13 protein-coding genes are annotated in these 13399 nt (G+C 50.4%); all 13 read right to left on the bottom strand.

Translation table 11 applies throughout. The features are described 5' to 3' along the window. Window position 1 precedes the first annotated feature (1 nt). On the bottom strand, window positions 2–364 hold the full coding sequence (gene folB, locus DVH26_RS01980) for a dihydroneopterin aldolase (RefSeq protein ID WP_239630919.1): 363 nt from the start codon (window positions 362–364) through the stop codon (window positions 2–4). Window positions 365–388: 24 nt separating this feature from the next. Then, window positions 389–1246, bottom strand: coding sequence for a dihydropteroate synthase (gene folP / locus DVH26_RS01975; RefSeq protein ID WP_239630918.1), 858 nt, complete (start codon window positions 1244–1246; stop codon window positions 389–391). Between the two features lie 13 nt (window positions 1247–1259). Further along, window positions 1260–2141: an aminodeoxychorismate lyase gene (gene pabC / locus DVH26_RS01970; RefSeq protein WP_481857569.1), complete on the bottom strand. Its 882-nt coding sequence runs from the start codon at window positions 2139–2141 to the stop codon at window positions 1260–1262. Further along, window positions 2138–2719, bottom strand: a complete 582-nt coding sequence (pabA, locus tag DVH26_RS01965; protein ID WP_239630916.1) for an aminodeoxychorismate/anthranilate synthase component II — start codon at window positions 2717–2719, stop codon at window positions 2138–2140. Before pabA ends, pabC begins: the two co-directional genes overlap by 4 nt. A gap of 271 nt (window positions 2720–2990) precedes the next feature. Beyond that, a complete protein-coding gene (cysK, locus tag DVH26_RS01960; protein ID WP_239630915.1) occupies window positions 2991–3929 on the bottom strand; it encodes a cysteine synthase A in 939 nt (312 codons plus the stop codon). A 189-nt stretch (window positions 3930–4118) separates the two neighbouring features. Then, window positions 4119–5051 carry a peptidyl-prolyl cis-trans isomerase gene (locus DVH26_RS01955; RefSeq protein ID WP_239630914.1) on the bottom strand — a complete coding sequence of 311 codons (933 nt, stop codon included), beginning with the start codon at window positions 5049–5051 and terminating at the stop codon, window positions 4119–4121. A 70-nt stretch (window positions 5052–5121) separates the two neighbouring features. Next, on the bottom strand, window positions 5122–5991 hold the full coding sequence (hslO, locus tag DVH26_RS01950; protein ID WP_239630913.1) for an Hsp33 family molecular chaperone HslO: 870 nt from the start codon (window positions 5989–5991) through the stop codon (window positions 5122–5124). A gap of 254 nt (window positions 5992–6245) precedes the next feature. Then, window positions 6246–7010: a type III pantothenate kinase gene (locus DVH26_RS01945; protein WP_239630912.1), complete on the bottom strand. Its 765-nt coding sequence runs from the start codon at window positions 7008–7010 to the stop codon at window positions 6246–6248. Then, window positions 7007–7876: a carboxylating nicotinate-nucleotide diphosphorylase gene (gene nadC, locus DVH26_RS01940; RefSeq protein WP_239630911.1), complete on the bottom strand. Its 870-nt coding sequence runs from the start codon at window positions 7874–7876 to the stop codon at window positions 7007–7009. Before nadC ends, DVH26_RS01945 begins: the two co-directional genes overlap by 4 nt. Continuing rightward, window positions 7869–9485: an L-aspartate oxidase gene (gene nadB / locus DVH26_RS01935; RefSeq protein WP_239630910.1), complete on the bottom strand. Its 1617-nt coding sequence runs from the start codon at window positions 9483–9485 to the stop codon at window positions 7869–7871. Before nadB ends, nadC begins: the two co-directional genes overlap by 8 nt. 120 nt (window positions 9486–9605) lie before the next feature. Next, window positions 9606–10544 carry a quinolinate synthase NadA gene (gene nadA, locus DVH26_RS01930; protein ID WP_239630909.1) on the bottom strand — a complete coding sequence of 313 codons (939 nt, stop codon included), beginning with the start codon at window positions 10542–10544 and terminating at the stop codon, window positions 9606–9608. Between the two features lie 293 nt (window positions 10545–10837). After that, the gene (gene ftsH, locus DVH26_RS01925) at window positions 10838–12787 is read right to left on the bottom strand and encodes an ATP-dependent zinc metalloprotease FtsH (protein WP_239630908.1); all 1950 of its coding nucleotides are present in this window, start codon (window positions 12785–12787) and stop codon (window positions 10838–10840) included. Window positions 12788–12857: 70 nt separating this feature from the next. After that, window positions 12858–13397 (bottom strand): hypoxanthine phosphoribosyltransferase, encoded by a 540-nt coding sequence (gene hpt, locus DVH26_RS01920; protein WP_239630907.1) that lies wholly within the window; start codon window positions 13395–13397, stop codon window positions 12858–12860. Window positions 13398–13399: the final 2 nt, after the last annotated feature.

Raw genomic sequence — 13399 nt, 5'->3', positions numbered from 1 at the left:
CTTATGCCCGCTTTCTGTGAATTTCCACCGTCACGCCGTCGAAGAACATCGCCACGGGAGGATGCGGCTTCAACACGCGAACGGTAATTTCATTTATACTAGTATAAGTTTGCAGAAGGCTAGATGCAACCCGCTCTGCCAAAGCCTCGATCAACCGGTACGTTTCTCCCTCGACAATGCTCTTGATCAGCCCGTATGCCTCTGCATAGTTAATCGTATCTTCAATGCTATCCGTCGTTCCCGGCTTGTCCAGCGGCAAGTGAAGCTCGACATCGACCTGGTACCGCTGCCCGAGCTTGTTTTCTTCCGGAAACACCCCGTGATAGCCGTAAAATTGCATGCCCTTCATCAAGATTTTATCCATTTTGTCTCCTCCTGTCTTTCCATCTTAAACCGTCGGAAGCTTGTGCCCGATGATAGCGTCCGTCATCACGGCGACACGTTTCATAGCGCGAACATCATGAACCCGCATGATTCGACATCCTTGCATAATCCCGACCGCAACCGTAGCCGCAGTCCCTTCGACGACATCGTTAGGCGGAAGCTGCAGCGTGTTCTGGATCATTCTTTTCCGCGACGTTCCTAGCAGAACGGGATAGCCCAGGGCGTAAATTTGATGAAGCTCGTTCATCAGCTGCAAATTTTGCTCGTGCGATTTGGCAAAGCCGATGCCCGGATCGAGAATGATTTGCCGGTCTTCAATTCCCGCTTCGTGCGCAAGCCGTATACTTTCCTGCAAATCCCCGATCACATCGGGAATAAAATCTTTATATACTGCCTCGGTCCGGTTATGCATGATGACGATCGGGCATCCGTATTGCGCTGCGAGCTTGGCCATGGCGGGATCTTTTTTCAAGCCCCAAATGTCGTTCAAAATATGGGCTCCCGCGTCTAACGCCTGCTTTGCCACCTCAGCTTTATACGTATCTACCGAGATAGGCACTTCGATGCCGGCTTCCTTCAGGGCGCGAACGGCCGGAACGACCCTCCGCAGCTCTTCCTCCAAAGTGACTGCCGCAGATCCGGGCCGCGTAGACTCTCCGCCGATATCGATGATTCCGGCACCGTCCGCAATCATTTGCTTGGCATGGTGTACCGCAGCCGAAAGATCGACATATCGTCCCCCATCGGAAAATGAGTCCGGGGTGACGTTCAATATCCCCATAATGACCGTTTCATTATATACGTCCAGGGAAATTCCTCGGCAGTCCATGCTTGGTTGATTCTCATTCACCGGTTTCTGCATAAGGGTTCACCTTCTATTCATTATTGTTGTCGATGCTGCTTTGGTAAGCGGTCAAAAGCTGAAGCGTCCAATAGCCCGCCGTCCCCGATGCAACTATATGACGCTGTCCGTTCGTGTCAAACAAGGTCGAAATCGGGACCAGCTCCTGGATGGAATTGGTGATGAAAACTTCATCCGCATTAAGTAAATCCTGCCAAGTATACCGCCCTTCTTCAACAGGAAGCAGCAGCTGCCGAGCCAAGACTACGACATGCGCCCGTGTTATTCCCGATAAAATGCCGGTATCCAACGACGGTGTATACAATCGGTCGTTTTTGACAAAAAACACATTGCTGACAATCCCTTCGGCCAAATAACCGTCTTGTGTCAGCTGTAGACCCTCGGCTCCAGCAGCCCATGCATACTGTGCGAGCTCCCGCTTAGCCAATATACTGTTCATATAATGAAGCGATTTAAATCGGATTTGCCCTTCCGGGGTGTTTCGAGGCAGCGCAAGCAGCTGCAGCGGTTTGCCGGAACGGTACAGCTCCTCATTTCTCGGAGGGAGCCCCTTCACATATACTACGACGCTAGGCTTATCATAGTCGCCTGCAGGAAGACCGAGCGCATCCGCACCGGCCGTCACGGTAAATCGGATGTAGGCGTCCTCCAAACCGTTCGATTGCAGCAGCTCCTCAACAATAGACTCCCACTCTTGCTTATCGGGTATGTAAGAAATGCCCAGCTCCTTGCAGCTCGCTTCCATCCTCCGCTGATGCTCTTCGATCAGAAACGGTCGTCCCCCGTAGGTTCGGAACGTTTCGAACAAACCGATGCCGTAAAGAAAACCGTGATCGTATACCGAGATCACGGCCTCCTCCTCTTTTATAATGCTTCCGTTCACATATACATTCACGACGGCTTCACTGCCGTTTCGTTCAAGAAATTGCGCAAAATAGTCAAGCCATGATCCGTAATAATCGATTCCGGGTGGAACTGAACGCCTTCGATTGGATATTCCTTATGGCGAAGCCCCATGATTTCCCCTTCCGCCGTCTCTGCGCTGATTTCCAGGCAGTCGGGCAGCGTCTCTCTTTTGACGATCAAGGAGTGGTACCGTGTCGCGATAAACGGAGACGGAAGGCCCTTGAACAGCGTTTTGCCGTCATGCAAAATCGGTGACGTTTTGCCGTGCATAAGACGTTCCGCCCGAATTACTTCCCCGCCGAACACCTGTCCGATGGACTGGTGTCCCAGACATACGCCGAGAATCGGGATCTTTCCTTTAAAATGCTCGATCAGCTCCAGGCTGATCCCCGCTTCGTTCGGAGTACAAGGCCCCGGGGAAATCAGGATATGGTCCGGCTTCAGTGCCTCAATACCGGCCAGATCGATCTCATCGTTACGGCGCACTTCAACTTGTTCTCCGAGCTCGCCCAAGTATTGCACCAAATTATAGGTGAACGAATCGTAATTATCAATGACCAAGATCACAGCGTTTGCCCCCTTAGGATAGGTTAATGTCGTTCCGTTCGCTATACTGAATCGCCTTCCACATCGCCTTTGCTTTGCCCATTGCTGTCAGTGCTCGTAGGTTATCAGCGTTACCCGACGCCCCCCTAATTCACATATTTCATAAGTTAGGATTTAGTATACTTGATATTGTCCATGAAAAAAAGCCCCTCAAAATGAAGGGGCTGCCCGCAGAACCATAAGGATTGAATCATTGCATTGGAACGAGCTCCACGGTTAAGCTTGCGGGTGATTAGTCTTCGAATTGATACAAAGGCGTGCTTAAGTATCTTTCGCCGTTACTTGGAATAATGGCAACGACGCGCTTGCCTGCGCCCAGCTCCTTGGCTACTTGCAAAGCTGCGAAAATAGCCGCTCCGGAGGAGATACCTCCCAGAATGCCTTCTTCTCTTGCTACGCGGCGGGACGTTTCGAATGCATCGTCGTTTTCCACCGTAATGACGTTATCGTATACGCTCGTGTTCAAAATATCGGGTACGAAGCCGGCGCCGATGCCTTGAATTTTGTGCGGTCCCGGTTTACCTCCGGACAATACCGGGGATGCGCTTGGCTCAACGGCATAAATCTTAATGTTAGGGAAGTTTTCTTTCAGCACGCTGCCTGCGCCAGTGATCGTACCGCCTGTACCGATACCTGCGATGAAAGCATCCAGCTTGCCGTCGTGCGATTGGATAGCTTCCACGATTTCAGGACCGGTTGTTTCGCGGTGAACCTTCACGTTCGCCTGATTCTTGAACTGCTGCGGCATGAAGTAGGACGGGTTCTCTGCCTGAAGCTCTTCAGCACGCTTGATAGCGCCCTTCATTCCTTCCGCCCCTGGCGTAAGAACAAGCTGTGCACCATAAGCACGAAGCAAGTTGCGGCGCTCCATACTCATCGTCTCCGGCATAACGAGGATCGCTTTATAGCCTTTAGCTGCCGCCACCATAGCCAATCCGATTCCGGTGTTGCCGCTTGTAGGCTCGATAATCGTATCGCCCGGCTTCAGCTTGCCTTCTTGCTCGGCTACTTCCACCATGCTGATCGCAATACGGTCCTTGACACTGGCTCCAGGATTTTGGTACTCCAGCTTAACATACACTTCAGCGCTGCCTTCAGGCACGACGCGGTTCAACTTCACCAGCGGAGTTCCACCGATTAATTGCGTTATGTTCTGAACTAATTTAGCCATCCTGACGTCCCCCTAAAAATAATATATTTGGATAATATCCGAGTAAACTGGTAGGTATTATACTTTTATCTTATCAATCGCAGCAGAGGTTGTCAATATGAATTTATGGATAGTGTTCCCAAAATCACCGATTGTAAGATCGTTACTATCACCGAATGGAATCATATGAAAAAAGATAGCCTGACTTTATTACAAAGTCAGACTCACCTTCCATTTATCACGAAGCTGCTTAAGGAAATCTTTCATAGGCGGAGCTTCCCTCAAAGCGATCTCCTTTTTGACGCGCTCCATCAATTCTTCCTTGCTCTGCTTCGGCTGTTCCTTCCGGTCTCTCAGCTTCACGATATACAACTGACCGTTCCATTCGATAGGCTTACTGACCTCGCCTACCTTCATCTGCTTGACGGCTTTCATAATCGGCTCCGCTATGAACGGATCGTCTTCCTCGACCCAGCCCAAATCTCCGCCGTTATCACGTGTCGCGTCGTCCAATGACCGTTCCTTTGCAATCTGGGCAAAATCAATCTTCTTGGCAATGTCCGCCGCGACCTTGGCCGTCTGATCTTTGCTGCTTACGATGATTTGCTGAAGTCTGAGCTGGGCGGACGTCATAAACTCCTCCGGATGTGCCTTCATATAAGCATCCGCCTGAGCGTCGGATACAATGATGTCACGGGTGATTAGCTTCTCCTGAAGCAACTTGTCGTAAATATCGGTTTTCAGCGCTTCCGGAGATAAACCCAGCTGTACCTTCATCGATTCAAAGAACTGATTTTCACTGTCATAACCTTGCTGCATGCGCTTAAGTTCTTTCTGGATCTCGCTTTCCTCCACAAAGATGCCTAATGCCTTGCCTTCCAAGCGAATGACTTCATGATCGACCATCTGGTTTAGCAATTCCCGGCCGTGCTTTTGCATCAGCAATTGCTCCAATTCCTTGTTGGTAATGGTCTTGTCTCCGATCTTGGCAATGACTTTTACTGACTCGTTCTGCTTCGTCTGGTCCGGGTTCATGTCGACCTGTCGTCGGTTCAAAACATCGGCAGACAATACGGAGGAAAGGATGACAACGGCTATCAGCAAAACCGCGATAACTCCCCACAATATCTTTAAGTTTCGCATTTCCTAATCCCCTCGTATGGTCACTAAACTCTATCGATCATCGGTTGTTCCTTCCGTTTATATCGACCGGCTACAACTGATTTATTATGGTTTTTAGATCTTCATCCGTAAAAATATAATGCTCGTTGCAAAAATGGCAGACGACTTCCGATTTCCCGTCTTCATCCAGCATCTGCTGCAGCTCTTCCTTACCTAACGAGACCAAGGTTTGCTCCACTCGCTCTCTCGAGCACTTACAGCGGAACTGTACGTCCATTTCCTCCAGTACTTGGACTCCAGGCACGACCTGCTGCAGGATTTGCTCCAGATCCAGCCCTTTCTCGAGCATCGTCGTTACAGGCTCCACTTTGGAAAGATGCTGCTCAATGAGAGAAATTTCGTCGTCCTTCAAGCCTGGAAGCAGCTGAATAATAAAGCCCCCTGCGGAATTGATCGTGTGGTCAACACCCACTAGTACGCCGAGTCCGACCGCAGAAGGAGTTTGCTCGGATGAAGCAAAATAATACGTGAAGTCCTCGCCAAGTTCGCCCGAAATTATAGGAATGCTGCCGCGGTAAGGATCTTTTAATCCCAAATCCTTGATGACATTCAAAAATCCGTCCGTACCGACTGCGCCAGCTACATCCAGCTTGCCAATGGCATTAAGCGGCAGATCGACCTGAGGATTATCGACGTAGCCGCGAACTTCTCCCGCCGCATTAGCATCGACAACGATTTGTCCGATCGGCCCTCCGCCTTTTACGATAATCGTGAGCTTCTCCTCGCCCTTTAGCATCGCGCCCATCATAAGGCCGGCGGAAACCGTTCTTCCGAGCGCCGCTGTTGTTGTCGGGGTCATTTGGTGTCTGCGGCTTATTTCATCCACTATCGCGGTGGAGCAGACGGCAAACGCTCTTACTTTGCCCTCCATCGCAGTAGCTCTAATCATATAATCTCGCATGGTGTAACCCTTTCTGTGGTGTTGTGATAAGTTCTTGGACATTGTGGAACGCCGGTTTCATGCGAGGAATCTCTGTAATGGGGGGTGTCAGCCTCCGGCCGCTTCTTGAAATCGTTTGTTGTGAGTAGACTTTGCGGTAATTTCCCGATGACAATGGCGGACGCTCCCGCTCTTCTTAGAGAATTCCTCACCTGCTAAGCAGCCATTGCGAACCCGTACACTATCCAAATCCAAAAACACTATATGCTATGCAGCTATTGATTTCTCTCATAAACCATTTGCAGTCCTTGCAGCGTAAGCAAAGGATTGACCGTCTCGATAGTCCTGGATTCGCTGGCAATAAGCTGCGCCATCTCGCCTGTCGCTATAACTTTGGCGTTCTTGCTGTGCTCTTCGCGGATGCGCCCTACAATGCCGTCGACCTGTCCGGCAAAGCCGTAAATGATGCCCGCCTGCATAGAAGCAACCGTATTTCGTCCGACAACGGACTTGGGCTTCACAAGCTCGATGCGAGGAAGCTTGGCAGCGCGTTGATATAGCGCCTCGGTCGAGATTCCGATACCCGGTGCGACCGCTCCCCCGACATACTGACCGGACTCATCGATATAATCGAATGTCGTCGCGGTGCCAAAATCAACGATAATGCACGGAGCGCCATACAGCTCGATAGCGGCGACCGCATTGACGATCCGGTCGGCACCGACCTCGCGCGGATTTTCGTACCGGACATTCAGCCCCGTCTTTATTCCGGGTCCGACTACCAGAGGGGATTTCTTTAAATATTTTGAACATAACTGTTCCAGTACAAACATTAACGGGGGAACGACAGAGGAGATGATTACCCCTTCGACCTGATCCAGCTCGATTCCTGCATGCTGAAACAAGTTATAGATCATCATTCCGTATTCGTCCGTCGTGCTCGAACGGTTGGTACTCAGCCGCCAATGATGCAGCAGTTGCCTCTCCTCATAAAGACCGAGTACGATGTTCGTATTCCCCACATCCACGACGAGGATCACGACGTTACCCCCTTCCGCTCATTCAGGTCAAGACTGATATCGAGCGCTTGCACGGAATAGGTCAGACGGCCGACGGAAATAACGTCTACCCCGGTGGAGGCAATGGCATGAATCGTCTCCAAGGTGACGGAGCCTGATGCTTCTACAAGAATATGCGGAGCCTGGGATTTCATGCGTACAACCGCTTCGCGCATTTGCTCCGGGCTCATATTGTCCAGCATGACGATATCCGGCTGTGCAGCCAAAGCTTGCTCCAGCTGCTCCATGCTCTCGACCTCCACCTCGATTTTCATCGTGTGCGGAATTTGGGCGCGGGCTGCGCGGATGGCTTCGACAATCCCGCCGGCTCCTTTTATATGGTTATCCTTGATCATGACCGCGTCATACAAGCCAAAACGGTGATTATGCCCGCCTCCGACCCGAACCGCATATTTTTCAAGAAGCCTGTGGCCTGGAGTCGTTTTGCGCGTATCGACAAGCCGGACCGGCAAGCCCTGCAGCGCGTCGACGAATTGCCGGGTCCGCGTAGCGATTCCCGACATTCTCTGCATAAGATTCAAGGCAAGACGCTCTCCCAGCAAGATGCTGCGAGTGCTTCCCGTGACTTCCGCCAGCACCGTACCGTAGCTTACAGCTTGTCCCTCTTGAACCTTCGGCTCGAACCTGAGACGCTCGTCCACAAGCGAAAATACCGCTTCGGCAATAGGCAATCCCGCGATGGTGCCGTTATCCTTCAAATGGATAATCCCTTTGGACTGCCGATCGGCCGGTATCGTCGTCATGGTCGTCACATCGCCCATGCCGATATCTTCCTCCAGCCAAAGCTTAAGATTTTTTTTCACATTTTCCATTTGCAGCTCATACATCGTCGATATGTCCCTCCGTTATGCCTTGTTCCCGGCTGAAAACCGTATGCTTTCTCCAATTCAGGTCGTCTTTCTGAGGGAAGTCCTCCCGGTAGTGTCCCCCGCGGCTTTCTTCCCTAATTATCGCAGCCTGCGTCGTAAGCAATGCACAAGTAAGCATATTGGCAAACTCGTATTCCTCGCGTTTCGATAGACATGTATCAAAGATCGACAGCTGCCGCTTCAGTTCCTCATGGCCCTTTTCCAGGCCGCTCGCCGTTCTTTTCAGCCCTGCATAGCGAAGCATCACTTTTTGCAGCTTCAGCTTTTTCTCCACAATCGGCTGCTTGGCATGCTCGGTTCTTGCCGTACAGTCTCCCGATACTGCAGGGGTATACTGCAGCGGCTCCAGCTGCTGAATCCGCTCGACAATTCGGCGGCCGAAGACGATGGCTTCGGACAGCGAGTTGCTCGCCAGCCGGTTCGCGCCGTGAACGCCGGTTGAAGACACTTCCCCGCAGGCGAACAATCGGCGTACCTCCGTCTCTCCGTACAAGTCGGTATGAACGCCCCCCATCATATAATGAGCGGCAGGCGCTACCGGAATCCAATCCGAGGATAAATCCAGGCCGTAGTTCAGGCAAAATTCATAGATCGTAGGGAAACGGTGCTTCACCGTCTCTTCCGATTCATGAGTGAAGTCGATATAAACGAACGTCGACTTCGTCAGCTCCATCTCGTTCACTATCGCCCGGGCGACAATGTCTCGGGGCGCCAGCTCCAGCAGCGGATCATACCGTTCCATAAAACGTTCGCCATTGATATTGCGAAGAATAGCACCTTCGCCCCGTACCGCTTCCGACACCAAAAATCTCGGCGCGCCGGGATAACATAAAGCCGTAGGATGGAATTGAACGAATTCCATGTCCTGTACAAGCGCTCCCGCGCGGTAGGCAATGGCGACACCGTCTGCAGTTGCTATGTCCGGATTCGTTGTGTAGCGGAACAGCTGTCCCGCACCGCCGGTGCAAAGGATTGTCGCATTGGCCCGGACGAACACTTTGTGGCCGTCGGGTTTTTGCACCAGAGCACCGAAGCATTCGCCGTTCTCGGTAATTAGGTCGATGACGAAATGGTCATCCCAAACCTCGATATTCGGGTCCTGCTTGGTCTTCTCGGACAAGGCGCGAACGATTTCCGCTCCTGTCGCATCGCCATGCGCATGCAGAATGCGGCGTTGACTATGCGCTCCTTCTTTAGTTAGAGCGAACTCTCCGTCCTCCAGGTCGAACTGCGTCCCCATACGAATGAGGTCCTGAACTCCTGCCGGTCCTTCATGCACAAGGACATCGACAGCCGATGGAGAGCACAAGCCTGCTCCCGCCATCAATGTATCTTGAATGTGGTAAGCAGGAGAATCTTCGTCGGAAATGACGGCGGCAATGCCGCCCTGGGCATAGCGGGTATTGCTGTCCAGTAACGATTTCTTTGTGACCATGAGCACTTTATGGCTCTCACTCGCTTTAATAGCGGTAAAAAGACCGGCGATTCCGGCGCCGATCACCATCACGTCCGTATGTACTTGCGGCAGCTCATTTAAATCAAAATCGACTAAATACCGAGGAATCATCCTATATTTCTCCTTCCAGTTCCCCAGAAGACAGCAAATGAAAACGCTCGCTTTCAGGGGAACCCCCTCATCTCAAGTATTGGTTATACGTCTTTTCAACCAACAAGAGAGTAGCGCATGCTACTTCACTTGTAACATGCGCTCCAGGGATGCTTTGGCTTGTTCTGCAACATGAGGCGGAACATAGATTTGCGGCTGCATTGTTTCCAGACATTTAGCAACCTTTTTCAAATTGTTTACCTTCATGTTCGGACATACCAAATATTTCGTAGCAAAATGGAAGGTCTTATCAGGACTGTCCAAACGAAGCTGATACCCGGTTCCATCCTCGGTACCAACGATAAACTCTTTACAGTCGGATTCCTTACAGTATTTAATGATGGCGGTCGTACTGCCGACGAAATCACCGAGCTTCACAACCTCAGGACGGCACTCCGGATGAACGACGAATTGAGCGTTCGGATATTGCGCCTTCATTTCCTCTACATCTTTGACGGTCAACATGTCGTGAGTGTTACAGTATCCTTCCCAAATTATAACTTTTTTATCAGTAAATTTGGAAACGTAATCACCCAGGTTTTTGTCAGGCACCCAAATAATTTCATCCGAGTCCACCGAATTGATAACTTTTATAGCATTGGCCGAAGTACAGCAAATATCCGTCTCGGATTTCACTTCCGCGGACGTGTTAATATAGGCAACGACTTTGGCATTAGGATGCTGCTTCTTCATAGCGCGCAGCCCGTCGACGTTAACCATGTCCGCCATAGGACAGCCTGCACGTTCGTCCGGAATAAGCACCGTCTTGTTCGGAGCCAAAATTTTAGCGCTTTCTCCCATGAAGTGAACTCCGCAAAATACGATCACATCCGCATCCGTAGAAGCTGCTTTCTGTGCCAACAAAAAGGAATCCCCGCGAAAATCGGCTATTTCCTGAATTTCGTCTCTTTGATAATAATGAGCTAAAATAATGGCGTTACGTTCTTTCTTCAGCTGCGCAATGCGTTCCTTCAGTTCCCGCTTTTGCTCTTCCTTGCGCTCCAAGGCTAATGCCTCCATCGTCGCACTACCTACCTTTCCGTACATGCCCCTTTTTGGTGTAAATCGAAGTCGTGAAAATGTTCACATATTGTTTGAAGATTTACATGAAGATTTACAACTAATTTACACAACATCCCCGGTGGTGTCAATGCTCAAATAACTACAAAATAGCCGAAAATCGCTTATGGGCGTAAGCCTGCTACTCGCCTGTATCTCTTGGTTTTAGTTTCTCGCCTAACGCCCATTTTCATCCGATTTTAACAAAAGAAAAACCGGAAGCATAGAAGCTATGCGTTCCGGTTTCAATACGGTTACTCTTTATTTTCTTTATCTTTATCGTCTGCCGAAGGCTTATCGAACTCAAGCTTGTTAGCCTCCGCCGTATGCTGTTGTCCTGTAATATTGACCTTCACGTCAATAATCGAGGAATCATCCAGCTTGCCGGTTTCGATCAACTGCTTGATTTGCTCTTTCTCCAGCGTTTCTTTTTCTATGAGCGTTTCGGCGATCAGGCGAACCTGATCCGAATACTTCTCCAGCGTGTCCTTCGCTTTTTGGTAGCATGCGCGAATGATGGTCTGCATCTCCTGGTCGATCTCGTAAGCAATCGCATCACTATAGTTTTGCTCATGTCCGAAATCGCGGCCAAGGAATACTTGCCCTTGCACGTTACCGAACTGCATCGGTCCGAGCTTGTCGCTCATTCCGTATTCCATAATCATTTTGCGGACGATGGAAGTTGCACGTTGGAAGTCGCTGTAAGCGCCGGTGCCGATTTCACCGATGAACATTTCTTCGGATACACGGCCTGCCAGCAATCCGGTGACTTTATCGAGAAGCTCGTTCTTCGTATTCATCATCCGGTCTTCGCCTTCCTTAGGAAGCATCATGACGTACCCGCCTGCGCGACCCCGAGGAATGATCGTAACCTTATGAACCATATCGGCATTTTCCAAATGGTAGCCGATAATCGTATGTCCCGCTTCGTGGAAAGCAACCATCCGCTTTTCACGCTCGCTAATGACGCGGCCTTTCTTCTGCGTACCTACAATGACGCGGTCGAAAGCTTCATCCAGCTCATCCATGGAAATGTCCTTCCGGTTGCGGCGAGCTGCAATCAATGCCGCTTCGTTCAACAGGTTCTCCAGGTCTGCACCTGTAAATCCTGTCGTATAGCGTGCCAATACGTCCAGCTTAACATCCTTGCTCAGCGGCTTGTTGCGCGCATGCACTTTCAATACCGCTTCGCGGCCCTTCACATCCGGACGGTCTACCGTAATTTGACGGTCAAAGCGTCCCGGACGCAGAAGCGCTGGGTCCAAAATGTCCGGTCTGTTCGTAGCCGCAACGATGATGATTCCTTCGTTGGCTCCGAATCCGTCCATCTCTACGAGGAGCTGGTTGAGCGTCTGCTCGCGCTCGTCATGTCCGCCGCCCAAACCGGCGCCGCGCTGACGACCTACGGCATCAATCTCATCTATAAAAATGATACAAGGTGCGTTCTTCTTGGCGTTCTCGAACAAGTCGCGAACACGGGATGCGCCGACACCGACGAACATTTCTACGAAGTCGGAACCGCTGATACTGAAGAACGGAACGCCTGCTTCACCGGCAACCGCACGTGCAAGCAACGTTTTACCTGTTCCCGGAGGTCCGTTTAGAAGTACGCCTTTAGGGATTCTCGCGCCTACGGCAGCAAACTTGCGCGGGTCCTTCAAAAACTCAACCACCTCGACAAGCTCTTGCTTTTCCTCATCCGCCCCCGCAACATCTTCAAACGTTACGCGCTTTTTCTCTTCATTATAAAGTCTCGCGCGGCTTTTACCGAAGTTCATCACCTTACCGCCGCCACCCTGCGCCTGGTTCAACAGGAAGAAGAACAGGATGAAAATAATCACAAACGGGATAATGGAGGTAAGGAAACTAATCCAAACGTTGTCCCCTTCCATTTTTTCGACAACGATGTTAGGCACTTCGCCTTTCTCGATCATTGTGACGGTTTCTTGGTCATAAGGCGCGCGGGTTTCGAAGTTCTTCTTGTCCGGCGGCTGCGGATTTTTATATTTACCGCGAACCAAGTACGTTTGGCCGTCATATCTCAAATTGACCGATTCAACATTCTTCTCAATTAAGGCCTGTCGGAGCTTATCGTAGCTTATTACGTCTTTCTGGTCGTTCTGCGTACTGATGAAGTGAACGATACCGACAGTGACCAAAAATATGAGCAAATAAAAGCCTGTATTGCGAATAATTCGATTCATCCCCTACCTCCTCTCAAAAACGGCAACTTTGTATATTGTACCACAGCAAGTCTTGGCATAACAAGAAATGCTAATGGGAGTACACCTCTGGCTTAAGGATGCCGACATATGGAAGATTGCGGTATTTTTCCGCATAATCCAGACCGTAGCCAACCACGAACGCATCAGGAATGACAAACCCTTTATAGTCTGCATCCAGATCCACCGTTCTGCGCCCCGGCTTATCGAACAATGCTGCAACCGTAATGGATAGAGCATTGCGCCGCTCCAGCACGTCGATCAAATAGCTCAGCGTCAGCCCGCTGTCAATAATATCTTCGACAATAATGATGTGACGTCCTTCGACCGGTACGTCCAAATCTTTAATGATTTTGACTACACCGGATGATTTGGTCGATTGGCCATAGCTCGAAACCGCCATAAAATCGATTTCCAACGGCACTGTGATCTGTTTAACCAAATCTGCCATAAAAATAAACGCACCCTTCAGTACACAAATGACCAGTGGATTGCGTCCCTCGAAATCGCGGCTTAGTTGTTGGCCCATCTCCTTTACTTTGTCTTGAATCTGCTGCTCGCTGTACAGTGTTTCTTGAATGTCGTTTTGCAAGA

The sequence above is a fragment of the Paenibacillus sp. H1-7 genome (assembly GCF_022354825.1).
Lineage (GTDB): Bacteria > Bacillota > Bacilli > Paenibacillales > NBRC-103111 > Paenibacillus_S.
Note: the sequence above shows the minus strand (reverse complement) of the source record. Positions and strands in the feature narration are given on the sequence as shown.

Coding starts and splice junctions, on each gene's coding strand:
- nadA (WP_239630909.1), bottom strand. CDS start 10,544: ATGGAGGCATTAGCCTTGGAGCGCAAGGAAGAGCAAAAGCGGGAACTG.
- ftsH (WP_239630908.1), bottom strand. CDS start 12,787: ATGAATCGAATTATTCGCAATACAGGCTTTTATTTGCTCATATTTTTG.
- nadB (WP_239630910.1), bottom strand. CDS start 9,485: ATGATTCCTCGGTATTTAGTCGATTTTGATTTAAATGAGCTGCCGCAA.
- hslO (WP_239630913.1), bottom strand. CDS start 5,991: ATGCGAGATTATATGATTAGAGCTACTGCGATGGAGGGCAAAGTAAGA.
- folB (WP_239630919.1), bottom strand. CDS start 364: ATGGATAAAATCTTGATGAAGGGCATGCAATTTTACGGCTATCACGGG.
- nadC (WP_239630911.1), bottom strand. CDS start 7,876: ATGTATGAGCTGCAAATGGAAAATGTGAAAAAAAATCTTAAGCTTTGG.
- DVH26_RS01955 (WP_239630914.1), bottom strand. CDS start 5,051: ATGCGAAACTTAAAGATATTGTGGGGAGTTATCGCGGTTTTGCTGATA.
- cysK (WP_239630915.1), bottom strand. CDS start 3,929: ATGGCTAAATTAGTTCAGAACATAACGCAATTAATCGGTGGAACTCCG.
- folP (WP_239630918.1), bottom strand. CDS start 1,246: ATGCAGAAACCGGTGAATGAGAATCAACCAAGCATGGACTGCCGAGGA.